This is a genomic window from Pseudoxanthomonas broegbernensis (genome assembly GCF_014202435.1).
GTDB classification, from domain to species: domain Bacteria; phylum Pseudomonadota; class Gammaproteobacteria; order Xanthomonadales; family Xanthomonadaceae; genus Pseudoxanthomonas; species Pseudoxanthomonas broegbernensis.
This window is the reverse complement of record NZ_JACHGU010000012.1, coordinates 1-22519: the sequence shown is the minus strand read 5'-3', so window position 1 is coordinate 22519 and position 22519 is coordinate 1. Positions and strand designations below refer to the sequence as shown.

The 22519-nt window shown below is 69.6% G+C and carries 20 protein-coding genes; 17 read left to right on the top strand and 3 right to left on the bottom strand.

What is annotated here, in order from left to right; all coding sequences use genetic code 11:
- Position 1: 1 nt before the first annotated feature.
- The gene (locus tag HNR76_RS14415; protein WP_162312198.1) at positions 2-1015 is read right to left on the bottom strand and encodes a glycosyltransferase family 2 protein; all 1014 of its coding nucleotides are present in this window, start codon (positions 1013-1015) and stop codon (positions 2-4) included.
- A 101-nt stretch (positions 1016-1116) separates the two neighbouring features.
- Positions 1117-2091, bottom strand: a complete 975-nt coding sequence (gene galE, locus HNR76_RS14410) for a UDP-glucose 4-epimerase GalE (RefSeq protein WP_162312199.1) — start codon at positions 2089-2091, stop codon at positions 1117-1119.
- Positions 2092-2470: 379 nt separating this feature from the next.
- Between galE and HNR76_RS14405 the strand changes: the two genes are divergently transcribed.
- The 4 genes from HNR76_RS14405 (at position 2471) to HNR76_RS14390 (ending at position 6764) form a co-directional block, all read left to right on the top strand.
- Positions 2471-3868 carry a UbiA family prenyltransferase gene (locus HNR76_RS14405; protein WP_162312208.1) on the top strand — a complete coding sequence of 466 codons (1398 nt, stop codon included), beginning with the start codon at positions 2471-2473 and terminating at the stop codon, positions 3866-3868.
- 274 nt (positions 3869-4142) lie between these two features.
- Complete coding sequence (locus HNR76_RS14400; RefSeq protein ID WP_162312200.1) at positions 4143-5450, top strand: FAD-binding oxidoreductase; 1308 nt, start codon at positions 4143-4145, stop codon at positions 5448-5450.
- A 163-nt stretch (positions 5451-5613) separates the two neighbouring features.
- Positions 5614-6354, top strand: coding sequence for an SDR family oxidoreductase (locus HNR76_RS14395; RefSeq protein WP_162312201.1), 741 nt, complete (start codon positions 5614-5616; stop codon positions 6352-6354).
- On the top strand, positions 6351-6764 hold the full coding sequence (locus HNR76_RS14390) for a GtrA family protein (protein ID WP_162312202.1): 414 nt from the start codon (positions 6351-6353) through the stop codon (positions 6762-6764). The genes HNR76_RS14395 and HNR76_RS14390 overlap by 4 nt, the downstream gene beginning before the upstream one ends.
- Before the next feature lie 86 nt (positions 6765-6850).
- Here the strand turns inward: HNR76_RS14390 and HNR76_RS14385 are convergent, their stop codons facing one another.
- Positions 6851-7540 (bottom strand): type IV pilin accessory protein, encoded by a 690-nt coding sequence (locus HNR76_RS14385; protein ID WP_162312203.1) that lies wholly within the window; start codon positions 7538-7540, stop codon positions 6851-6853.
- A gap of 259 nt (positions 7541-7799) precedes the next feature.
- On the opposite strand from HNR76_RS14385, the gene HNR76_RS14380 reads away from it, so the two are divergent.
- From HNR76_RS14380 to pal, 13 genes are all read left to right on the top strand, one after another.
- Positions 7800-8504 (top strand): hypothetical protein, encoded by a 705-nt coding sequence (locus HNR76_RS14380; RefSeq protein WP_162312204.1) that lies wholly within the window; start codon positions 7800-7802, stop codon positions 8502-8504.
- A gap of 272 nt (positions 8505-8776) precedes the next feature.
- On the top strand, positions 8777-9763 hold the full coding sequence (locus HNR76_RS14375; RefSeq protein ID WP_162312018.1) for a diaminopimelate dehydrogenase: 987 nt from the start codon (positions 8777-8779) through the stop codon (positions 9761-9763).
- A gap of 128 nt (positions 9764-9891) precedes the next feature.
- Positions 9892-10203, top strand: a complete 312-nt coding sequence (locus HNR76_RS15330) for a HipA N-terminal domain-containing protein (protein ID WP_211373191.1) — start codon at positions 9892-9894, stop codon at positions 10201-10203.
- 124 nt (positions 10204-10327) lie between these two features.
- Positions 10328-10735 carry a HipA domain-containing protein gene (locus tag HNR76_RS15325; protein WP_211373192.1) on the top strand — a complete coding sequence of 136 codons (408 nt, stop codon included), beginning with the start codon at positions 10328-10330 and terminating at the stop codon, positions 10733-10735.
- A gap of 275 nt (positions 10736-11010) precedes the next feature.
- On the top strand, positions 11011-13212 hold the full coding sequence (locus HNR76_RS14365) for an EAL domain-containing protein (protein ID WP_162312019.1): 2202 nt from the start codon (positions 11011-11013) through the stop codon (positions 13210-13212).
- Positions 13213-13214: 2 nt separating this feature from the next.
- A complete protein-coding gene (locus HNR76_RS14360; RefSeq protein ID WP_162312020.1) occupies positions 13215-15146 on the top strand; it encodes a sensor histidine kinase in 1932 nt (643 codons plus the stop codon).
- A gap of 271 nt (positions 15147-15417) precedes the next feature.
- Positions 15418-17148, top strand: coding sequence for a type IV-A pilus assembly ATPase PilB (gene pilB / locus HNR76_RS14355; RefSeq protein ID WP_162312021.1), 1731 nt, complete (start codon positions 15418-15420; stop codon positions 17146-17148).
- 228 nt (positions 17149-17376) lie between these two features.
- Complete coding sequence (gene ybgC / locus HNR76_RS14350) at positions 17377-17787, top strand: tol-pal system-associated acyl-CoA thioesterase (RefSeq protein ID WP_162312022.1); 411 nt, start codon at positions 17377-17379, stop codon at positions 17785-17787.
- Between the two features lie 97 nt (positions 17788-17884).
- On the top strand, positions 17885-18664 hold the full coding sequence (gene tolQ / locus HNR76_RS14345; protein WP_162312023.1) for a protein TolQ: 780 nt from the start codon (positions 17885-17887) through the stop codon (positions 18662-18664).
- A 40-nt stretch (positions 18665-18704) separates the two neighbouring features.
- Positions 18705-19139, top strand: a complete 435-nt coding sequence (tolR, locus tag HNR76_RS14340; RefSeq protein ID WP_162312024.1) for a protein TolR — start codon at positions 18705-18707, stop codon at positions 19137-19139.
- Positions 19140-19142: 3 nt separating this feature from the next.
- Positions 19143-20129, top strand: a complete 987-nt coding sequence (locus tag HNR76_RS14335) for a cell envelope integrity TolA family protein (RefSeq protein ID WP_162312025.1) — start codon at positions 19143-19145, stop codon at positions 20127-20129.
- 253 nt (positions 20130-20382) lie between these two features.
- Positions 20383-21702: a Tol-Pal system beta propeller repeat protein TolB gene (gene tolB, locus HNR76_RS14330; RefSeq protein WP_162312026.1), complete on the top strand. Its 1320-nt coding sequence runs from the start codon at positions 20383-20385 to the stop codon at positions 21700-21702.
- Positions 21703-21770: 68 nt separating this feature from the next.
- Positions 21771-22283, top strand: coding sequence for a peptidoglycan-associated lipoprotein Pal (pal, locus tag HNR76_RS14325; protein WP_162312027.1), 513 nt, complete (start codon positions 21771-21773; stop codon positions 22281-22283).
- Positions 22284-22519: the final 236 nt, after the last annotated feature.

Sequence of the window (22519 nt, the reverse complement as noted above, 5' to 3'; positions counted from 1 at the left end):
CTCACTTGTTCTTCGTGGCTATTCCGCATGCTGCGGATGTTTTGCCAACCTTGATTTCATCGATTAGAAAAAGTGGACGTCGCTTGGATTCGGTGAATAGGCGTCCAAGGTATTCTCCGAAGATTCCAAGGCACAGGAAATTTGCGGCCGAGAAAATCGAGATGGCGATTAACAGACTGGCCCAGCCCTTTACCGTGTCGAACAGCAGCCAAGACACGAACGTGTAGACGATGAGCGCGAGGGATGCCGTCAACGCCGCCATCGCGAACCAGATGCTGATTCGCAGCGGCCTTACGGAGAATCCCGTAATCGCATCGATGGCCAGCCTGACCATCTTTCGCAATGGGTATTTCGTAGTGCCGGCGAAGCGCTTCTGCCTGACGTAAGGGAAGGCATATTGCTGGAAGCCGAGCCAGGCAACCATGCCGCGCACGAAACGATGGTGCTCAGGCAGCGAAAGCAGGGCATCCAGCACCTTCCGGTTGACGATGCGAAAGTCGCCGGTGTCCTGGGGGATATCCACCTCGGTCAGCTTGCTCAGCACACGGTAGAAGACGCTGGCGCTGGCCTTCTTGAACCGGGTTTCGCCTTCTCGTTCGATCCGCTTCCCATAGACCACGTCGAACCCTTCGTCCATCTTGGCCAGCATGCCCCCGAGCAACTCGGGAGGGTCCTGCAGGTCGGCATCGATCATCATTACCCGATCGGCACGCGCCAATTGGAGCCCGGCGGTCAGGGCCGCTTGGTGCCCGAAGTTCCTCGACAGCTTGAGGGCGACGATCCGCGGGTCGGCGTGTGCGATGTCCTCCAGCTTGGTCCATGTCGAATCGTTCGAGCCGTCGTCGACGAAGACGATTTCGTAGTCCTCTCCGCAAATTTCCCGGCACACGCCGGTCAAGCGCAAGTAGGTTTCGCCGATGACATCTTCTTCGTTGAAGCAGGGGGTCACGACCGACAGCCGCAGGTGGGAACCCGGAACGTCAGTGGTCCGTACCGATTCCTCGAGGATAGCCATCGTACCCATCCTGCTCCCCGCAATCATTCGCCAAACCTTACCCAGATGGGCCGTTCTGCCCCACTCGATCACATCGTCCCTTAATCACCGAAAGCCTGCAATCAATAGCTCCGGTTGAGGTGCCATCGCCATGCGCTGGAAACTATCTGGTCGATATCGGAGAGGGCGGGGGCCCAGCCCAAGGCCGTGCGTGCCTTCTGGCTGGATGCAACCAGTATAGGTGGATCACCTGCGCGCCTGGGAGCCGATTCCCATCGAACCGGACGGCCCGTGACGCGTTCCGCGGCTTGGATCACTTCCATGACGCTGAAGCCGGTGCCATTGCCGAGGTTGAACGCGTGGGCGCCTTCGGCGTTTTGCAGGAATTCCAGGGCGCCTAGATGGGCGTCGGCCAGGTCCAGCGTATGTACGTAGTCCCGGATGCAGGTTCCATCTGGGGTCCGGTAGTCGAGTCCGTAGAGCCTCAGCGGCTTGTCTGGTTCCGTAATCGAAAGAAGTACGTTGGGGATTAGGTGGGTCTCTGGGCTGTGGCTTTCGCCTATTCCCTGGTCATGCGCCGATCCTGCTGCGTTGAAGTAGCGCAGGCTCACGGACCGCAGGCCGTAGGCGTGCGCTGCGTCGGCAAGGATGCGTTCGACCATGAGCTTCGATGCGCCGTACGGGTTGATGGGCGATTTCGGGTGGTCCTCGCCGATGACATCGGTTTCAGGTTGGCCGTAGACAGCGGCCGTAGAGGAGAACACGATCTTGTCCACGCCATGACGGCGCATGGTTCTGAGCAGGTTCAAGGTGCCTTGGACGTTGTTCTCGTAGTAGGCGTATGGATCCGTACTCGACTCGGCGACCAGGGAACGGGCACAAAGATGCAGGACCGCATCGAATCGGCGGGAAGCGAAGGCCTGGTCCAACTGCGTCATATCGAGCAGGTCGGCCTTGAACAGCGGTCCCCAGCGCACGGCCTCGCGATGCCCGGTACTGAGGTTGTCCAGGACCGTCGCCGAATGGCCTCGCCTGTGCAGGGCGAGGGCAACATGGGCGCCGACGTAACCAGCGCCGCCACAAACCAGCAGGTGCATGAATCGTCCCCAATGCCGAAGGCTGCTTCCGGAAGTATGGCTGGATTCTTTGGGTGAGAGGCGGTGACGTCGATGGCGTGCGTGCGCCTAGTGCCGGCTTGAGAGTGGCCCCCGGCGGACTGTGGGTTGCGGACCTCGCCGGGCTGGTAAATCATCTGCTTGCTGTGGCTTGGGGGCTATTGGGCCTAATCGGTGGGATCGTGACCCGGTGCCCAGCTTGCGCGTGCGGCCCGGATATGTTGGATAGACATCGCGCTGCCCTCTTGGAGGGCAGGACAACCCTGCTCGGAGTGCTCGATTCTTGAAGCCCTTCAATGCTGTTAAGCCAGGCTCTGACACCGCTGAAGCCGAGGGCATCCAGCTTGGCGGTGGGCGAGTGCTGTGTGTCGACCTGGACGGTACCCTCCTGCACGGCGACATGCTGTACGAAACGGTGTTCGCCCTCCTGAAGAGGAACCCGCTGCTGGTATGCCTTTTCCCGTTCTGGCTGCTCAGGGGCAAGGCCTATTTCAAGGCGGCCATCGCCAGCAGGGTATCGCTGGATGTCGCGCTGATGAGCTATGACGGCCGTGTTCTGGACCACCTTCGAGCGACGCAGGCATGCCGCCGGGTGCTGTGCACCGCATCGGACGTGCGGGTGGCGACCGCAGTGGCCGAGCATCTGGGGGTTTTCGATGAAGTCCTGGCAAGCGATGGGGTGACCAATCTGGGCGGGCGGGCCAAGGCAAGGGCATTGGTCGAGCGCTTTGGTGAGGGAGGCTTTGACTATTTCGGCAACCACCGGTTCGATCTGCACGTCTGGCGGCATGCGCGTCGGGCCTGGGTGGTCAACGGTTCCCGTTCCCTGCTGGATGCCGCTGCCCGGGTTTCGGAAATCGGGGGGCATCTGCCAAGGGAGCCAGTAGGCGCGCTGGTGTGGGCCAAGGCCCTGCGGTTGCACCAGTGGCTGAAGAATCTTCTTGTTTTCGTGCCGCTGTTGGCGGCGCACCAGTTCCTCGACGCCGCCTCGGCGCTCAAGTCGACGCTAGCCTTTCTTGCCTTTGGCCTGTGCGCCTCGGGCGTGTATGTGCTCAACGACTTGCTGGATTTGCAGGCCGATCGCCAGCATCCGCGCAAGCGCAACCGGGCCTTCGCCTCGGGTCGGATCCCGATCCTGCATGGGATGCTGATCGCACCGTTGTCGACGGTGGCCGGTTTTGCCTTGGCCTGGTGGGTGGCACCGAATTTCGCTGCAGTGCTTGGGGTCTACTGGCTCACCACGGTGGCCTACTCGCTGTGGCTCAAGCGCGTGGAGATGCTGGACGTGATGGTGCTGGCCGGGCTGTACACGCTGCGGATCATCGGGGGCGCGGTCGCCATTTCGGTACCGCTGTCGTTCTGGCTGCTGGCGTTCTCCATGTTCGTGTTCCTCAGCCTGGCCATCCTCAAGCGCTATACGGAACTGGCGGCGCTGGCGGCCGATGGGCGCGACCAAGCCAGTGGCCGTGGCTATGCCACCACCGACCTGCCGCTGCTGCAGTCGCTGGGCGGGGCGTCGGGCTATATCGCCGTGCTGGTGCTGGCGCTGTACATCAACAGTCCGGACAGTGTGGCGCTGTATGCCCGGCCCAAGTTCCTGTGGTTGCTGTGCCCGCTGCTGCTGTATTGGGTCAGCCGTGCCTGGTCGGTGGCCCATCGCGGGAAGATGCATGACGACCCGGTGGTCTTTGCCGTGACCGATCCGGTCAGCCAGGCGGTGGCCGGGCTATGCGCGCTGGCGGTATTGGGGGCGATCTGAGGCAGGCTGCGGCCGTTGCGAGGGACGCGGGTCCGATCGAGAAGAGGCCCGCCCGTACCCGGCGTGTAGGTACGGTGGGAGCGGCCTCAGCCGGACGGATGGCATCGCCGCAGAAGGCATGCGCCCGAGAACGCCCTACAGGTAGCATGGCGGATGCTGCGTGGGGGCGAAATCCGGTGGGAATGGCGACGGGAAATATGCAGGTCGTGGGCCCGCCGGCAAACGCAGGGGTGGTGTTCCGGCCCGCCAGCCGGTTAGGCCGGGGAGTGCACTGATGCCCGCTGCCGGCACTTCCTGGGGCCGTTATCCGCTGCCTGCGCCCGGCACGCAGCGGATCGCGCCGCTGCAGGATCGCAATGGGCCCTTGCCGGGGTTCGAGAGGCATGCGCTGCCCTACGGCAACGGCCGCAGCTATGGCGACAGTTGCCTCGACCCTGGCGGCGTGCTGCTGCATGCACGTGGGCTGGACCGCTTCATCGGCTTCGATGCCGAAACCGGGGTGCTGGAATGCGAGGCAGGGGCATTGCTGGCCGAGATCACCGACCTCGTGCTGCCCAAGGGCTGGTTCCTGCCGGTGTCCCCGGGGACGTGCCTGGTCACCGTGGGCGGGGCGGTCGCCAACGACGTGCATGGCAAGAACCATGCGACCGCCGGCAGCTTCGGCGACCACGTGCTGGAGCTGGAGTTGCTGCGCAGCGACGGCACGCGCCATGTCTGCGGTCCGGCGGTGGAGCCGGGCCTGTTCCGGGCCACGGTGGGCGGCCTGGGATTGACCGGTGCGATCGTGCGCGCCCGGTTGCAGTTGCGGCGGGTACACGGGCCGGCGATGGAGGTGGAGACGCGGCGGTTCGGGCGTTTGCCGGAGTTCTTCGCGCTGTCGCGGGAAACGGCCGCCAGCGAGTACCGGGTGGCGTGGGTGGATTGCCTGGCGCGCGATGCGGCGCTGGGCCGGGGGGTGTACTCGCATGGGTCGCATGCGGCCAGCGGAGTGCGGGCGCCCGCACCGCCGCGGCGCGTGCCGGGCATGCCCTTCGTGCCGCCGTTCTCCCTGGTCAACGGGATCAGCCTGCGCGTCTTCAATACGCTCTACTACCGCCGCGCACCCTCCGAGCCGCGCCGGCGGGTGCAGCATTACCGGCCGTTCTTCTATCCGCTGGATGGCATCGGCCACTGGAATCGCATGTACGGGCCGCATGGCTTCCTGCAGTACCAGTGCGTGGTGCCGCCGGCCGCCGAAGAAGCGGCCATCGCCGAGATCCTCGACCGCATCGCAGCCAGCGGGCAGGGCTCGTTCCTGGGCGTGCTCAAGCAGTTCGGCCACCGGGTGGCGCCGGGACTGATGTCGTTCCCGCGCCCGGGCACGACCCTGGCGCTGGACTTCCCGTTCCGCGGCCGGCCCACCCTGGATCTGCTCGATGCGCTGGACGGGGTGGTGATGGCCGCCGGGGGCGCCGTCTACCCGGCCAAGGACGCGCGGATGTCGCCGGCGATGTTCCAGGCTTCCTTTCCCAACCTGGGCCGTTTTCGCGAGCATCTGGACCCGAGGTTTTCCTCCGGCTTCTGGCGCCGGGTCACGGGGTAGGCGAGAGTCGCAATTTGTATCCCATCGTTGATATTCCCCAGGAAGCACTCATGATGAGCAACAGTCCCCCGTCCCGCCGACAAGCCCGCCCATGCGCTCCGCCGGTGGCATCGCGCCAGCGCTTGCGGCGGCTGCGCAGGCGACTCGAATCGGTGGAGCAGGCATGAAGAGGATTCTCATCGTCGGCGCGGCCTCGGCCATCGCCGAGCATTACGCGCGGCGGGAGGCGGCGGCTGGCAGTGCGCTGCTGCTGGCCGGGCGGTCGGCGCAGCGGCTGGAGGCCATCGCCGCGGATCTACGCGTGCGCGGTGCCGGGCAGGTGGCCACCTTCGTGCTGGACGTGAACGCGCTGGAGCGGCACGAGGCGTTGCTGGACGCGGCCTGGTCGCAGTTGGGCGGCAGCGTGGACGTGGTACTGCTGGCGCACGGCACGTTGCCGGACAACGCGGCTTGCGCGGAGGATCCGGCGCTGGCGCTGCGTGAATTCGCCACCAACGGCACCTCGACCCTCGCCCTGATGGCGGCGGCCGCGCGGCGCCTGGAAGCACAGGGGCAGGGCACCCTGGCCGTGATTTCCTCGGTGGCCGGGGATCGCGGGCGCGCAAGCAACTACCTGTACGGCAGCGCCAAGGCGGCGGTAACGGCCTATGCCAGCGGGCTGCGCCAGCGCCTGCGCGGCAGCGGGGTGAACGTGCTGACGGTCAAGCCGGGTTTCGTGGATACGCCGATGACCCGGGAGTTCCGCAAGGGGCTGTTGTGGGCCAGCCCGCAGGCGGTGGCGCGCGGGATTGCGCGGGCCATCGCGCGGCGGCGCGCGGTGGCGTACCTGCCGTGGTTCTGGTGGGGGATCATGCGGGTCATCACCCACATCCCCGAACCGGTGTTCCGGCGGCTGCGGCTGTGAGCGCGGCGTGGCGCATCGCCGGGCTGTACGCGCTGTTCGCGGCGTTGTCGATCGCGGTCAACATCGGCACCCAGGCGGCATGCATGGCCGTGTACGGCGGGCCGGGCGCGGTGCTGCTGTCCCTCCTCGGCGGCACGGCCACCGGGCTGGTGGCCAAGTACGTGCTCGACAAGCGCTGGATCTTCCGCCACGTCTCCCGCGACCGGGTGCACGAGGCGCGCACGTTCGTGCTCTACACGGTCATGGGGCTGGCGACCACGGCGGTGTTCTGGGGCACCGAGCTGGCGTTCCACCTGGCCTTCGCCAGCGACGCGATGCGCTACCTGGGCGGTGTGCTGGGGCTGGTGGTCGGCTACGTGCTCAAGTACCGGCTGGACCGCCGCTGGGTATTCGCCCCTGGCACGACGTAGGAGCGCCCTTGGGCGCGATGGGCTTGCCGGGTATGCCTCGCGAAGGCATCGCGGCCAAGGCCGTTCCTATAGTGGGGTGCCGCTGCTCAAGGCCGCACCACCTTGCCCGGCTCGCCGGTCTTCGGGTCGATCGACATCCAGGCGTCGTCGTCGCGCGAATAGATCGGCAGGCCGCGCGCATCGGGGCCGATGCGCGCGGCTTCCTGGCCTTCCAGCGGCTGGGCCTTGCCCAGGATCACCGGTGCCACTTCCGCGTAGGGGCGGTACTGGTCGGGCAGTTGCTCCTGGTCGCGGCCGGTTTTCATGAAGGTCTTCAGCAGGGCCTCGCGCTGTTCCGGGTCGGCGGGCGGCAGCACGCCCACCAGGTGCGGGCCGTTCCACGGCAGGCGCCGCCATTCCGGCCGCGCGGCCTTGGCCAGGTCCTCGGGATCGATGTCGGCGGCCGACACCAGGGTGAAGCGCACGTCGGTGCCCACCAGGAACACCGGCCGCGACTGCCACAGCGTGTGCAGGCCGTAGGCCAGGAAGGCCGCCTGCACCAGGGCGATGACCTTCAGGTCGAAACGCAGGCCCCACTTGCCGGGCTTGTAGATCATCAGGGTCAACAGCGGCCCGGCGGTGACGTCGATGCACAGCATTACCAGCATCAGCCGGTCCAGGCCGGAGATGCGGTACAGGCCGTGCGGGTACCAGATCAGCAGCGCGGCCAGGGCGATGCCGGAGATCAGGATCAGGCTGAGCAGCAGGTGCAGTGCGAAGGCTTTCCAGCGGTTCATGGAGGTTCAAGACGGTGGGTTCGGGGCGGACTACCGGGCTCGGGTCCCGGCGGCAGATACTGCCATGCTGCCGGCCGGGGTTGCACTATTCTCGGGCCGTGTGTTCGCGGTGCCGCATAAGCTGCGGATTCCGGGCGCAATGGGCGCGTGATAATCCGATGGCGGCTGCGACCGTGCTCCGCCCAATGGTCGGTTATATGCGCTGGCGGTAACGCGGTTGACCCAACTTAAGCTGCAGTGTGGCTGGGGGAAGGTACATATGGTCGGTCTGGACCGGATGCGTGCGCGGTTGCGTCGCTGGCGCGAAGCCTGGGACGAGGCCGAGTTCGACGGCCTGGCCTGGATCGCAGGTGCGCTGGTGGTCATGGCGGTCCTGGTGGTCATGGGCGTGGCGATTCCCTATTGGTGGTTCGTCGGCGGGCGTATCAGCGGCAACGCCACGGATTGGGCCCAGTTCGGCGACTACTTCGGCGGCGTGGCCGGGCCGTTGCTGGCGGTGTTCAGCGTAGTGGGCCTGGTCTTGGCCCTGCTGCTGCAAGGCCGGCAGATCCGGCAGGCGGAGGAACGGTCCATTGCCGAGCAGCACCTGCGCAGCCTGCAGGCGCTCTCGCGCGAGATGGAGCTGTTGGAGGCGCGGCTGCTGACGGTGCCGGCTACCGGAGAAGGGAACCCCGCCCTGCCTGTGCCGCAATCGATGGCCGACGTCCTGGACGGGCTGGCGCCGCTGCATCCGGCGCACCGGCCAATGTTCCGGCGGCTGGCAACCTTGTATGCCCAGGTCCTGGGCGAGTACGCCGCTACCGTGGCGATGTACCGCGAGAACGTGCTGCCTTACTGGGACGTCCGCACGTTCGAGCGGCGAGGCCGCGGCTGGCTGGCCCGGCTGCAGCCGCACGCCGGCAGCCTGGAGGGCATGGGGGTCGTGGCGCTCGCGGTGATCGAACACCACTTGCGGGGAGAGTAGGGGGCGGGTGCCCGGGGTGGGAGCGGCCTTGGCGATGCGGTTGGTGGGTCGGGGGCGTCGCGTACGAGGGCGCTCCTGCGGGGAGGTGCGCGTGCGTGGCGGCTTTCCGCGTGCGGCGGCACTGGGCAAGCCTGTCGCGGCCAAGGCCGCTCCTACGATAGGGTTGGGCGACAATGCACGGCTCGACCCGGCGCCAGTGGGCGCTGGGGCGCCGCGGCTGCGTTCGTGCAGGGCGCCCGCCGGGCTCTGTCCTTGGAGAATCAGGAAACATCATGAGTGGTGCCATTCGTATCGCAATCGCCGGCTACGGCAACCTGGGGCGCGGGGTGGAGGCGGCCGTCGGCAAGAACCCGGACATGTCGCTGGTCGGCATCTTCACCCGGCGCTCGCCGCAGGACGTGGTGCCGCTGCAGCCGGGCACGCCGGTCTTCGGCATCGATGCGCTGGACGGGCGCGATGGCGATATCGATGTGCTCATCTTGTGCGGCGGCTCCAAGGACGACCTGCCGGTGCAGGGCCCGGCCTTCGCGGCCAGGTTCAACACCGTCGACAGCTTCGACACGCATGCGCGCATCCCGGAGTACTTCGACGCCGTCGATGCGCAGGCGCGCGCGGGTGGCCGGACCGCGCTGATCGCCTGCGGCTGGGACCCGGGCCTGTTCTCGATCAACCGTGTCTTCGGCGAAGCGTTGCTCCCGGACGGCGCCACCTATACGTTCTGGGGACGTGGGCTGAGCCAGGGGCATTCGGACGCGGTCCGGCGCGTCCCCGGCGTGGCCGGCGGGGTGCAGTACACGATCCCGTCCGAGGAGGCCATCGCCCGGGTCCGTGGCGGGGCACGTCCCGAGCTGTCCGTGCGCGAGCGGCACGTGCGCGAATGCTACGTGGTGCTGGCGCAGGATGCGGATGCCGAGCAGGTGCGCCAGGCCATCGTGTCCATGCCGCACTACTTCGACCAGTACGACACCACGGTGCATTTCATTTCCGCCGAGGAACTGGCGCGCGACCATGGCGCCATGCCGCACGGCGGGTTCGTCATCCGCAGCGGCAATACCAGTGCCGACCAGGCCCAGGTGATCGAGTACGGCCTCGCCCTGGGCAGCAACCCGCAATTCACCGCCAGCGTACTCGTGGCCTACGCGCGTGCCGTGCACCGGATGGGCCTGGCCGGCCAGGCCGGTGCAAAGACGGTGTTCGACGTGCCCCCGGGATGGCTGTCGCCGAAGTCGGCGGCGGAGTTGCGCAGGGAGTTGCTCTGAAGGGGTGGGACGACACGGCGGAGCGCGTGGATATCCCCCCCTCGGTGCGTGCTGAAGCGGATCGATGCCAGGGCCGCGGCGGCAGGCGAGCCGCGTTCGCGCCACATCGCCAACATGGCGGATGGCGCATGACTGAGAGTGCTGCCGGCGACGTGGCAAGGCCGGCCGGCTTCGCTGGACGAACTCAAGCGCGGCACGCGTCTGCGGGGACGGCGATGAAACCGGTCGTCCACCTGCGCGTGGCCTTGGCGGGCCGGTACGTGGGCGAGCTGGTGATGGCGCCGCGCCGGGGCCTGTTCTTCGCCTACGCCCCGGCGTGGCTGGCGGATGGCTTCGCCTTGTCGCCGTTGAACATGCGCTTCGACGCCGCTCCGCAGATTTCCAGGGCTTGCATGGCGCATTCGCCGATTCGCTCCCCGATGGCGGGGGCCTGCTGCTGATGGACAGGTCTTCCGGGAACGGGGGATCGAACGTCCTGCGGTTTCGCCCCTGGATCGGCCGGCCTACCTGGGCGACCGCGCGATGGGGCCCTGGAGTACCGGCCGGCGCACGAGGCGCCGCTGGTTGGCCGCTTGGACCTGGCGCGCCTGTATCAGGCGGCCCAGGACGTGTATCGCGACGCTACGGCGCGGGTGCTCGACTCGCTGCGCATGGGACGACCATGCGAAGAACTTCGCGTTCCTGCACGACGAAGGACGATGGCGCCTGGCCCCGGCCTACGACCTGACGTTCTCGCACTTCCAGGGAGCGGCCAGCGAGCACACGACCGCCTTCGCGGGTGCGGGTACCCCCTCGCGCGCGGCCTTGCGCAAGGTCTGCCAGCCCTTCGCCTTCCTCGACGTGGACGGCTACATCGAGCGCACGCTGGAGGCACTGTCCGGCTGGGACGGGCAGTGCCGCGAACTGGAGATCGCGCCGCGGGAGGCCAGGGAGGTGGCCGATGCGCAGGCGCGGGTCCGTCGGGGCCCGTAGGCGGGCGTCGAGCGGGCCGGTTCGCCGCTTCCGTTGCAGGCGCCCCCCGAGGCTGGTGAGGGGGCCGCAACGGGTCGTGCCGGTGTACGGCTGCGCCGGCATCCACGGAGTGCGCAAGCCGCAGGCCAGGGGTGCGGCAGGGGCCATGCGTCCGGCCTGGCTCCCGGGTCGCCCACGACGCATACATGGGTTAGGCTGCGCGGGCACGTGTCGACCCGGCCAATCGCCGAAGGGGGTAGGACATGAGCGGTAACGCCCCACCGGGCGGTGACAGGATGTTCGATTTCCGGCCCGAGCCGGTCGACCGTGAGGGCGCCCCGTCGTCCGCACCGCTCACCGTGTTGAGCGTGGACGACGATCCCGCGTTCCAGCAGTCCCTGCGCCTGGCGCTTTCCGATTTCCGTTTCGACGACAGCCCGCTGCGGCTGCTCACCGCTTCCTCCGCCGCCGAGGCCGAGGAGTTGCTGGCGCGCACGCCCGATGTCTCGGCGATCCTGCTGGACGTGGTGATGGAGAGCGACGACGCCGGCCTTCGCCTGGTGCGCAGCGTGCGCGAGCACCTGGGCAACGCCGAGGTGCGCATCGTCCTGGTCACCGGGCAGCCCGGCATGGCGCCGATGAAGCAGACGCTGCAGCAACTGGACATCAGCGACTACTGGCTCAAGACCGACCTGTACCGCGAGCGCCTGCAGGGCATCGTCACCGGCACCTTGCGCACCTGGCGCGAGATCCGCGCGCTGGGCCGGGCCAAGCGCGGCCTGCAGCAGATCGTGCAGGCCGGGCGCCAGTTGGCCGGGCTGCACGACCTGGGCGAGTTCTCCGGGCACATGCTGCACGAGCTGGCCGAACTGCTCGAAGTGCCGCCGGACGGGGTGGTGTGTGTGCGCACCGAGCGCCGCGACGCGCCCCTGTCCAGCGCGCGCGTGGTCGGCGCCGCCGGCCGCTTCGCCGGGCTGCGGACCCGCCCGCTGGAAGACATCGACGACCCGCAGATCCGCGGCCTGTTGCTGGAGGCGCTGGGTACGCGCGCCTCGATCGAGACGCCCACCGGGCAGGTGCTGTTCTTCGACGGCGGCGAACTGGCGCCGCAGGCGGCGGTGTACCTGGCCACGCGGCGCCTGCTGGACGAGGAGGAACGCGAGCTGCTGCGGGTGTTCGCCACCCATGCCAACGCCGGCCTGGTCAACGTGGACCTGGCCGCGCGGCTGGACCAGGTCGCCTACTGCGACGCGCTGCTGGGCATCCCCAACGGCAACGCGCTGCAGCGCGAACTGGAGCGGATGCTGGCCATGCCGGTGCCGCGCGGCTGCGGCCTGCTGGTGGTGGATCTGGACCAGTACATCCACAGCAGCCTGGCGCTGGGACCGGAGCAGGGCGACCTGCTGCTGGAGCGCATGGCCGGGCGCCTGCGCCAGTTGTATCCGCCGCCGTGCATGGTGGCGCGGCTGCACGAAGGCACCTTCGCCGTGCTCGGCCCCAGCGCCAGCCTGGTCACCGACCCGGTCGCCGAGCTGGAACAGGGCGAGGACGACCATGCCCTGCCGTTCCTCGGCGTGGACGCGGCCCGGGTGGACCTGGATGCCTATCGCGGCGCGGCGAGCGGCGCGGTTGCCACCGGCCTGCTGCTGCTGCGCCGCGCCCGCGCCGGCGGCCACCACGAGGTGGCCGAGTACCGCGCCGAGGGCGAGGCCGAGAACCGCGCGCGCTTCCTGGAGTCGCGCGCGCTCTACCGCGCGGTGCGCGAAGGCCGCATCCACATCGCGCTGCAGCCGCAGGTGTGCCTGGAGGACGGGCGCATCGTCGGCGCCGAGGTGCTGGCGCGCTGGTCCGAGGGCGGCGTGCCGGTGCCGCCGGCGCGGTTCATTCCCATCGCCGAGGCCAGCGGCCTGATTGTGCCGCTGGGGCGGCAGGTGATCGAGCAGGCCTGCCAGGCGTTGCAGGCGATGGAGCGGGCGGGGTTCCCGGACATCCCGCTGTCGGTCAACGTCTCGCCGCTGCAGTTGCGCCGCCGCGAGTTCGACGAGGAACTGGTGGAATTGGTGGCGCGCTACCGGATCGAGCCACGGCGGCTGGAGCTGGAGATCACCGAGGGCGCGGTGATGAGCGACTACCAGGCCGGCCGCGAGATGCTGGCGCGGCTGCGCCGGCTCGGCTTCCCGCTGGCGGTGGACGATTTCGGCACGGGCTACTCCTCGCTGCGCTACGTGCACTCGCTGCCGGTGAGCCGGCTCAAGCTGGACCGGCATTTCACCGCCGAGATCGACGAGGAGGGCGCGGGGAACAGCGTGGCCGACATGATCATCGCGCTCGGCCGCCGGCTCGGCCTGGACGTGGTGGCCGAGGGCGTGGAGACGCAGGCGCAGGCGCGCTGGCTGCAGCGGCATGGCTGCCCGTGCGCGCAGGGCTACCTGTACGCGTGGCCCGAGCCGCTGGACGCCTTTCTCCTGCGCCTGCGCGGGCAGGGCCGGAGCGGCTGAACATGGACCCGGGACGGGGCGCGCTGCGCCGATACCTGGGCGAGTCCTGGGCCGCCGTGCATGCCCACCCGCGGCGGGTGGCGATGGTCGCCGCGCCGTGGCTGCTGGGGCTGCTGGTCGGGTTGCCGCTGCTCTGGTACGAGGTGGACCGCGCGGTCAGCGCGCCGGAGCGGCGGGCCGGGCAGGATGCGGTGGACTACGCGGCACGGTCGGTGCTGCGCTGGGCCATGCGGCTGCGCGACGATACCCGCTTCCTGGCCAACCTCACCCCGCGCCTGGTGGAAGCGGGCTCGGCGTCCGATTCGCCGCTGGTGGATACCTACACCAGCTTCCTGTCGGCCGGCGGCGAGTACCACAAGGTGCGCTGGATCGACGAGCGCGGATTCGAGCGGCTGCGGATCGACCAGGAGCGAGGCCGGGTGCGGCAGGTGCCGCCGGACTCGCTGCAGGACAAGCGCGGGCGCCCGTTCTTCGAGAACGGCCTGAACCTGCGGCCCGGCCAGGTCCACCTGTCGCCGCTGGACTTGAACGTGGAGAACGGCCGCATCGAGCGCCCGCTGCGTCCCACCCTGCGCGCGTCCTCGCCGTTCGCGCTGGCCGGCGGCGGCAGCGGCGTGGCCGTGGTCAACGTCCATGGCGAGGTGCTGCTGCAGCGGCTGCGCGACCAGGCGCGGCAGGGCGGCTTCGATCTGTACCTGGTGCATCCACAGGGCTACTGGCTGATCGGCCCCGAGCCCGGCGACGCCTGGGGCTGGCAACTGGGCCATCCCGAGCGCACCGTGGAGCGTACCCGGCCCCGGCTGTGGCAGGCGATGCTGCGCCGCCCGGCCGGCCATTGGCAGGCGTGGACCTTCTCCACCCTCCAGGCCGCCTGGGGCGGCAGCGAGGGCGACCTGCTGGCCCATGCCGACCCCACGCTCGCCCAGTTGCGGGTGCTGGTGCGCCGGCAGGCACCGGCGCAGGCGCGCTGGAAGGCGACCCTGGTCGGGCTGGCCGCGGTCGGCACCGCGCTGGTCCTGCTGGTGGTGCTGGGCCAGGCGCGCGGCCTGGCCCGCGAGGCGGCCTACGTGCAGCGCCTGCGCCAGGCCAACGACGCCCTGGCCCTGGCGAACGAGCGCCTGCACGCCGCGCAGGAGGAACTGGCGCGCGCCGAGCGGCTGTCCTCGCTGGGCCTGATGGTGGCCGGTGTGGCCCACGAGATGAACACGCCGCTGGCCAGCGCACGCTTGGCGCTGAGTACGGTGAGCACCGGCGTGGCGGCGCTGGAGCGGCAGGTCGGCGCGGGCCTGCGCCGCTCCGAGCTGGACGGCTTCCTGGCCTCGGCGCGCGATGCCTGCGCGCTGGCGGACGGCGAGCTGCAGCGCACCTCGACCCTGGTGCAGCGCTTCAAGCAGGTGGCGGTGGACCGCGGCAGCCTGGAGAAGCGCAGTTTCGACCTGGCCGAGGTGGTGCTCGATGCCGACCCTCGCCTGCGCCGCGGCGGGCCGGTCGATGGCGTGGAGCTGCTGCTGGACCTGGAGCCGGGCGTGGGCATGCACACCTATCCCGGCCCGTTGGAACAGGTGATCGCCAACCTGCTGGCCAACGCCCTGCTGCACGGGTACCCGGACGGCGGGCCGGGCCGCATCCGCGTGACCGCGCATGGCGAAGGGCCGCAGCACGCGCGCATCGAGATCGGCGACGACGGGCGCGGCATCGCCGCCGGCGACCTGGCGCGCATCTTCGAACCGTTCTTCACCACCCGGCGCAACCGTGGCGGCACCGGCCTGGGGCTGCACATCGTCCACCAGATCGTCACCGAGGTCCTGGGCGGGCGGATCGACGTGAACAGCGTCGCCCCCGGCGAAGGGCGCGCGGGCGCGAGGGGCACCGTGTTCACCGTGCGCATCCCGCGCGACGGCCCCGAACGCCCCGCCGACCCCGCCTGGCCGTAGAGCCGGGCATGGCCGGCGACCGCCCCGTTGGCGGGCCGATCGTGGCTGGCTCCCCGGCCTTGTCGCCGACTGAAGACGGCTCCTGCATGAGGGGGCGGGGCGGTGGCCCGGCTACGCTACAGCCGGCGGCCGCCATGCCGATGTATTGACCACCGCCGTCCCCCTCCGGCGGGGCGGGCCGGCCCCGCCGCGCCGGTCCGCCCCCCGGGAATGGCCTCGCCGCGCGCGGTTTGCGTTATCTTTTGCCTCGCAACCCTTGGGGAAACACCGAATGAACGCAGTGGTATCCGCCAACCTGGTTGGCATCACCGGCATTGCCCGTCGCCTGGTGATGGACGGGGCGATGGACGAGGCCGCCGCCCGCGCCGCGATGGCCGCCGCCGCCGAAGCCAAGGTGCCGCTGGCCCAGTGGCTGGCCGATAAGAAGCTGGTCGCCCCGTCGCACCTGGCCGCGGCCAACGCGATCGAGTTCGGCATGCCGCTGCTCGATGCCACGGCCTTCGACTCCAGCCACAACGCGATGAAGCTGGTCAGCGAGGAGTTGCTGCAGAAGCACCATGTGCTGCCGCTGTTCAAGCGCGGCGGCAAGCTGTTCGTCGGCACCAGCAACCCCACCCAGACCGCGGCCCTGGCCGAGCTGCAGTTCCACACCAACCTGGCGGTGGAGCCGATCCTCGTGGACGAGGACCAGATCCGCCGCACCCTGGAGCTGTGGCACAGCGCGGGCGACCAGTTGTCCGGCGCACTGGGCGACGACGACGAAGAGGGCCTGGATTCGCTGGAGGTCGGCAGCGACGACGAGGGCGCCTCGGATTCGGGCGTGGACGCCAAGGGCGACGACACCCCGGTGGTGAAGTTCGTCAACAAGGTGCTGGTGGATGCGATCCGCCGCGGCGCCTCGGACATCCACTTCGAACCCTACGAGACCGACTACCGCGTGCGCCTGCGCATCGACGGCCTGCTCAAGAGCGTGGCCCGCGCGCCGGTCAAGCTCAGCCCGCGCATCGCCGCGCGCCTGAAGGTGATGGCGCAACTGGACATCGCCGAGAAGCGCGTGCCGCAGGACGGCCGCATCAAGCTCAACCTGTCCAAGACCAAGCAGATCGACTTCCGCGTCAGCACCCTGCCGACCCTGTTCGGCGAGAAGGTGGTGCTGCGCATCCTGGACGGCAGCGCGGCCAAGCTGGGCATCGAGAAGCTCGGCTACGAGCCCGACCAGCAGAAGCTGTTCCTGGATGCCATCCAGAAGCCCTACGGCATGGTCCTGGTGACCGGCCCGACCGGCTCGGGCAAGACGGTGTCGCTGTACACCGCGCTGGGCATCCTCAACGACGACACCCGCAACATCTCCACCGCCGAGGACCCGGTGGAAATCCGCCTGCCCGGCGTCAACCAGGTGCAGCAGAACAACAAGCGCGGCATGACCTTCGCCGCGGCCCTGCGCTCGTTCCTGCGCCAGGACCCGGACATCATCATGGTCGGCGAAATCCGCGACCTGGAAACGGCCGAGATCGCCATCAAGGCCGCGCAGACCGGCCACATGGTGCTGTCCACCCTGCACACCAACGACGCGCCGCAGACCATCGCCCGCCTGATGAACATGGGCATCGCCCCGTACAACATCACCTCGTCGGTCACCCTGGTCATCGCCCAGCGCCTGGCCCGGCGCCTGTGCGGCAAGTGCAAGCGCCCGGTGGAGCTGCCCGAGCACGCGCTGCTGGCCGAAGGCTTCACCGAGGCCGAGATCAGGGCCGGCTTCACCGTGTACGAGGGAGTGGGCTGCGACGAGTGCACCGAAGGCTACAAGGGCCGCACCGGCATCTACCAGGTGATGCCGATGAGCGAGGACATCCAGGCCATCGTTCTGGCCGGCGGCAACGCGATGCAGATCGCCGAGGTGGCCGCGAAGGCGGGCATCCACGACCTGCGCCATTCCGCGTTGTTGAAGGTTCGCCAGGGCGTCACCAGCCTGGCCGAGATCAACCGCGTCACCAAGGACTGAAGCCGCCGCCGTGCTCTTGCAGGAGCGGCCTCGGCCGCGATGCCGTCCGGCCAGGCCGCGGCGATACTCCATCGCGCCCGAGGGCGCTCCCACAGAGGCGCCGCCGCTTCCGTAGGAGTGCCTTCGGGCGTGCGCTCCTGGGCGCGGCCCGCCCGCCTGGCGCGCCCACTGGCCCGTCACGCCCACAACGGTCATGCTTTGCGGGTTTCCCCTGCCTGCGGCCAGCCGATGTTCAGCATCCCGATACGCGTCTACTGGGAAGATACCGATGCCGGGGGCGTGGTCTACCACGCCCGCTACGTGGCCTTCCTGGAACGGGCGCGCAGCGATGCGCTCCGGGCCATGGGCCGCGGGCAGCAGGCGTTGCAGCAGTCCGGGCTGGTGTTCGCGGTGCATTCGATGCGGTTGGACTTCCTGCGCCCGGCGCGGCTGGACGACCTGCTGCAGGTGACCGCGGAGGTGGCCCAGGTCCGGCGGGCCAGCGTGGTGTTTTCCCAGCGCATCCTGCGCGGGGAGGAACTGTTGCTGGCCGCCGAGGTCAAGGTCGCATCGCTGCGCGCGGCGGATTTCCGCCCGTGTCCGATCGAGGCCGCGTTGCACCAGGAACTCGAATCGCTGCTGGCCGGTCCCACGGCATGACTTTCGCCCACGGGCGCCGCCGGTTCCGGCCACGGCGCCCGCGGCGGCAGGCGGCGACCCACCGACAACACGAAAACGCGACAGAAGGAATCGAAGGATGATCGGACCGACCCTGGCCCTGGTGGCCGCCGTGGTGGAGGCGCTGCCCGAGGACGCGGCCGCCGTCGCGGTCGATGCGGCCGCCACGGCCGCCGCCCATGGCGGCATCAACTACCTGGACCTGATGCTGCGGGCCAGCCTGCCGGTCAAGCTGATCGTGCTGCTGCTGCTGGCCGGGTCGCTGATCAGTTGGGTGATCATTTTCCGCAAGCTGGGCAACTTCAAGCGCGCCGACCAGACGGCCGACGAGTTCGAGAACCGGTTCTGGTCGGGCGCAGAGCTGGGCAAGCTGTACGCGGCGGCGGCCGACCGCAACCGGGTGGTCGGCGGGCTGGAGGCGATCTTCGAGGCCGGCTTCCGCGAGTTCTCCCGGCTGCGCGACAAGCGCCGCCATGACGGCCGCGCCCAGCTCGAAGGCGCCCAGCGCGCCATGCGCGTGGCCTACACCCGCGAGGTGGGGCTGCTGGAGGGCAACCTGGAACTGCTGGCCAACATCGGCGCCAACGCGCCGTACGTGGGCCTGGTCGGCACCGTGTTCGGGATCATGGTGACCATGCACGACATGGTCAACCAGGGCCAGCAGATGGGTATCGCCGCGGTGGCGCCGGGCATTTCCGAGGCCCTGTTCGCCACCGCCATCGGCCTGTTCGTGGCGATCCCGGCCTCGTGGGCCTACAACCGCTACACCGCCCGCGTGGAGCGGCTGGCGCAGCGCTACGAGAGCTTCGCCGACGAGTTCAGCTCGATCCTGCAGCGCCAGGCCGGCGGCGAAGAGTGATGGCGCCGCACCGACCCTGCCGCACCGAGGGGAGCTTCCCATGAACCCGACCATCGTCCGCAAGCGCCGCAAGCTCAAGGCCGACATCAACGTCGTGCCCTACATCGACGTGATGCTGGTGCTGCTGATCATCTTCATGGTCACCGCGCCGCTGCTGAGCCTGAGCGTGGACGTGGACCTGCCGCAGTCCAAGGCCCGTGCGGTGGACAGCAAGAAGGACCCGGTGATCGTCACCGTCGACGCCGACGGCCGCTATTTCCTCACCCTGCAGGACGGCAAGGCGCAGGCGATAGACGCCACCGAGCTGAGCGCGCGCCTGGGTGCGTTCGTGGCCCAGAACAAGGACGTGCCGGTCTTCGTCGCCGCGCCCGGCGTGACCGAGTACCAGAAGGTCATGGACACCATGGTGCTGGTGCAGGCCGCCGGCGTGCCGCGGGTGAGCCTGATGAGCCAGCCGGGCGGGGACGCGCGCTGAGCGATGCACGCGGACGCCCTCCACCATCGTTCCCAGGATCGCGAGGGCGGGCTGTTCGGCCCGCTGGCGCTGGCCGTGGGCCTGCACGTGGCGGTGGCACTGCTGTTCTGGCTGGCCTGGTGGTGGTCGCCGCAGCGGCACGTGGAGCCGGCCGCCGGCGTGCCGGTGATCGAGGCCTCGCTGGTGATGTCCCCGGCCGACCTGCGTGCCGCACAGCAGCGGGCGCAGGATGCGCCCAAGCCCGAGCCGTTGCCGCCCCCGGTGCCCGAGCCGGCGCCCGAGGAGACGGTGCCGCCGCCGCAGCCGCTGCCCGAATCGCGCCCGCAGGACGCGGTGGTCGCCCCGCAGCAGAAGGCGCAGGACTTCATCCCCGAGCCGGATACCGCCGACCAGGACGCGGCCCGGCGCGACGCGATCGCCCGCGAGAAGGCCGAGCGCGAGCAGGAGGAGCGCCGCCGCCAGGAGCAGATCGACCTGACCGAGCGCGAGCGCCAGAAGGAGGCGGAGAACCAGCGCCGCCTCGCCGCCCAGGCCGAGGAAGCCGAGCGGCAGAAGAAGCTGGCCGAGATCCGCCGCCAGCGCGAGCAGGCCGCGCGCCAGGCCGAGCTGGCCGAGCAGAAGCTGCGCCAGTTGCAGCAGGCGCAGCAGCGGCCGGCGCCGCCGGCCGCGTCCAGCCAGGGGTCGCCGGGGCAGGGCGGCACCAGCGAGGACCTCACCGCCAAGTACGCCGCGGCGATCCAGCAGGCCGTGCTCAACCAGTGGATCCGCCCGGACACGGTGCCGCTGGGCCAGCGGTGTTCGCTGCTGATCCGGCAGTTGCCCGGCGGCGAGGTGATCGACGCCAAGGTGCAGCCGGGCTGTCCCTTCGACGAGGCCGGCAAGCGCTCGCTGGAGGCCGCGGTGCTGCGCGCGCAGCCGTTGCCCTATCGCGGCTTCGAGTCGGTGTTCAACCGCAACCTCACCCTCAACTTCGAGGCCCGGGACCGCTGATCCCGGCCGGGCGGCGGGCCAGCCCCGCCCCTGCCGTCCCCCGTGCGGGAGCCGGCTTCTTCGGTCGGCGACTCCCCGGCACCGGCCGTGGCCCCGTCCACGGCCCCAGGCGGTGGTGCCCCCAGCCCCGCCGCCGCCCCGTTCCGAAACCGCGTGCAGTCGGCGTTCACCCTACTTTCGTTCATGATTGCGAAAATGTTCACGCGTCGGCTGGTATCCCTGTAAGTCCCCCAAGTTCCCTATGGCCTCGCCCATGAAAGCATCGCTGCGCTGGTTCTGCCTGTTCGTCTGCCTGCTGGTCCCGGCCTTGGCCATGGCCCAGCAGCAGGCGCTGGAGATCGACATCATCGGAGGCAACGCCTCGGCGCTGCCGATCGCCGTGGTGCCGATGCCGTACCAGGGCAGCGCCGCCGCGCCGGAGACCGACGTGGCCAAGGTGGTCCGCGACGACCTGGCCCGCTCCGGCCAGTTCCGCACCCTGCCCGAGGCGCAGTTGGTGGAGCGGCCGACCCGCGGGGGCGAGATCAACTACCCCACCTGGCGCCAGCTCAAGCAGGACTACATCGTGGTGGGCCGGGTGCTGGACGCCGGCGACGGCGGCTACCGGGTGGAGTACGAGCTGTTCGACGTGGCCCGCTCCGAGCGCCTGCTGGGCCTGGCCATGACCGCCCGCGCCAGCGCCATGCGCGACGTGGCCCACCAGATCGCCGACGCGGTCTACGAGAAGATCACCGGCGTGCGCGGCGCGTTCTGGACCCGCATCGCCTACGTCACCGCCAACGGCGCCGGCAACGCCATGCGCTATGCGCTGATCGTGGCCGACTCGGACGGCTGGAACCCGCAGACGGTGGTGCGCTCGGCCGAGCCGCTGCTGTCGCCGGCCTGGAGCCCGGACGGCCGCAAGCTGGCCTACGTCAGCTTCGAGCGCGGCAATTCCTCGATCTACGTCCAGGACATCGCCACCGGCGCGCGCGAGCTGGTGTCCGCCTTCCGCGGCATCAATGGCGCCCCGGCGTTCTCGCCCGACGGCCGCCGTCTGGCCCTGGCCCTGTCGCGCAGCGGCAACCCCGAAATCTACGTGATGGACCTGGGCAGCAAGCAACTGACCCAGTTGACCAACCACTTCGGCATCGACACCGAGCCGACCTGGAGCGCGGACGGCGGCACGATCTACTTCACCTCCGACCGCGGCGGGCGCCCGCAGATCTACCAGGTGCCGGCCAGCGGCGGCAGCGCCAGCCGGGTCACGTTCCAGGGCAATTACAACGCCACCGCGTCGGTCTCCTTCGACGGCAAGAAGATCGCGGTGGCGCAGGGGGCCGGCAACACCTACCGGGTCGCGGTCATGGACACCAGCCTGGGGTCGCCGCGCTGGAGCACCGTGTCCACCGGCTCCCTGGACGAATCCCCCAGTTTCGCCCCCAACGCCGGCATGTTGCTGTACGCCGCGCGCGAGGGCGGGCGCGGGGTGCTGTACGCGGTATCGGCCGACGCCCGGGTGCGCCAGCGCCTGGTTCTGGCAGACGGCGACGTCCGCGAGCCGGCCTGGTCGCCCTACCGCAGTACCCGTTGAAAATAGGTAATATTCACAGCGTTGCACCACCCGTAAACCACCCCGAGTGCATCTTCAAGGAAATGATCATGAACAGCTCCACCCGCGTCCTGCTGGTTTCCCTGCTTTCTGCCGTTGCCCTCATCGGTTGCTCCAAGAAGGTCAAGGAGCAGCCGGCCGCCGAGCCGGCTCCGCAGACCACCCCGACCGCGCCGGCCACCAGCAGCGGCCTGTACGGTCCGGAAGACCTGGACACCGATGCCTGCCTGCGCCAGCGCGTCGTCTACTTCGATTTCGACCAGGATGCGCTGAAGCCCGAGTTCCAGGCCATCATCGGCTGCCACGCCAAGTACCTGCGCGACCGTCCGTCCTCGCGCATCACCCTGGAAGGCCATGCCGACGAGCGCGGCAGCCGCGAGTACAACCTGGGCCTGGGCGAGCGCCGCGGCAACGCCGTGAACTCGGCCCTGCAGGCTTCCGGCGGCTCGGCCAGCCAGCTTGAGGTGGTCAGCTACGGCGAGGAGCGTCCTGTCGCCACCGGCTCCAACGAGGAAGCCTGGGCGCAGAACCGTCGCGTCGAGATCGTCTACACCGCGCGCTGATCCATGCTGCATCGCCGTTCCATCGGCATGACCCTGGTCGTGGGGGGGGGGGGGGGGGGGCCCCCCCCCCCCCCCCCCCCCCCCCCCCCGCCCCCCCCCCCGGGCCCCCCCCCCCCCCCCCCCCCCGCCCCCCCCCCCCGCCCCCCCCCCCCCCCCCCCCCCCCCATAAAAAACCACCCCCCCCCCGCAGGGTTTAAACCCAACCGAAACGCGAGCGGGCCCCCCCGCGGCGGGGC

Excerpts from the sequence above, each read along its gene's own strand:
- HNR76_RS14415 (WP_162312198.1), bottom strand. The coding sequence starts at position 1,015 with ATGGCTATCCTCGAGGAATCGGTACGGACCACTGACGTTCCGGGTTCC.
- galE (WP_162312199.1), bottom strand. The coding sequence starts at position 2,091 with ATGCACCTGCTGGTTTGTGGCGGCGCTGGTTACGTCGGCGCCCATGTT.
- HNR76_RS14400 (WP_162312200.1), top strand. The coding sequence starts at position 4,143 with ATGCCCGCTGCCGGCACTTCCTGGGGCCGTTATCCGCTGCCTGCGCCC.
- HNR76_RS14395 (WP_162312201.1), top strand. The coding sequence starts at position 5,614 with ATGAAGAGGATTCTCATCGTCGGCGCGGCCTCGGCCATCGCCGAGCAT.
- HNR76_RS14385 (WP_162312203.1), bottom strand. The coding sequence starts at position 7,540 with ATGAACCGCTGGAAAGCCTTCGCACTGCACCTGCTGCTCAGCCTGATC.
- HNR76_RS14380 (WP_162312204.1), top strand. The coding sequence starts at position 7,800 with ATGGTCGGTCTGGACCGGATGCGTGCGCGGTTGCGTCGCTGGCGCGAA.
- HNR76_RS14375 (WP_162312018.1), top strand. The coding sequence starts at position 8,777 with ATGAGTGGTGCCATTCGTATCGCAATCGCCGGCTACGGCAACCTGGGG.
- HNR76_RS15330 (WP_211373191.1), top strand. The coding sequence starts at position 9,892 with ATGACTGAGAGTGCTGCCGGCGACGTGGCAAGGCCGGCCGGCTTCGCT.
- HNR76_RS14365 (WP_162312019.1), top strand. The coding sequence starts at position 11,011 with ATGTTCGATTTCCGGCCCGAGCCGGTCGACCGTGAGGGCGCCCCGTCG.
- HNR76_RS14360 (WP_162312020.1), top strand. The coding sequence starts at position 13,215 with ATGGACCCGGGACGGGGCGCGCTGCGCCGATACCTGGGCGAGTCCTGG.
- pilB (WP_162312021.1), top strand. The coding sequence starts at position 15,418 with ATGAACGCAGTGGTATCCGCCAACCTGGTTGGCATCACCGGCATTGCC.
- ybgC (WP_162312022.1), top strand. The coding sequence starts at position 17,377 with ATGTTCAGCATCCCGATACGCGTCTACTGGGAAGATACCGATGCCGGG.
- tolQ (WP_162312023.1), top strand. The coding sequence starts at position 17,885 with ATGATCGGACCGACCCTGGCCCTGGTGGCCGCCGTGGTGGAGGCGCTG.
- tolR (WP_162312024.1), top strand. The coding sequence starts at position 18,705 with ATGAACCCGACCATCGTCCGCAAGCGCCGCAAGCTCAAGGCCGACATC.
- HNR76_RS14335 (WP_162312025.1), top strand. The coding sequence starts at position 19,143 with ATGCACGCGGACGCCCTCCACCATCGTTCCCAGGATCGCGAGGGCGGG.
- tolB (WP_162312026.1), top strand. The coding sequence starts at position 20,383 with ATGAAAGCATCGCTGCGCTGGTTCTGCCTGTTCGTCTGCCTGCTGGTC.
- pal (WP_162312027.1), top strand. The coding sequence starts at position 21,771 with ATGAACAGCTCCACCCGCGTCCTGCTGGTTTCCCTGCTTTCTGCCGTT.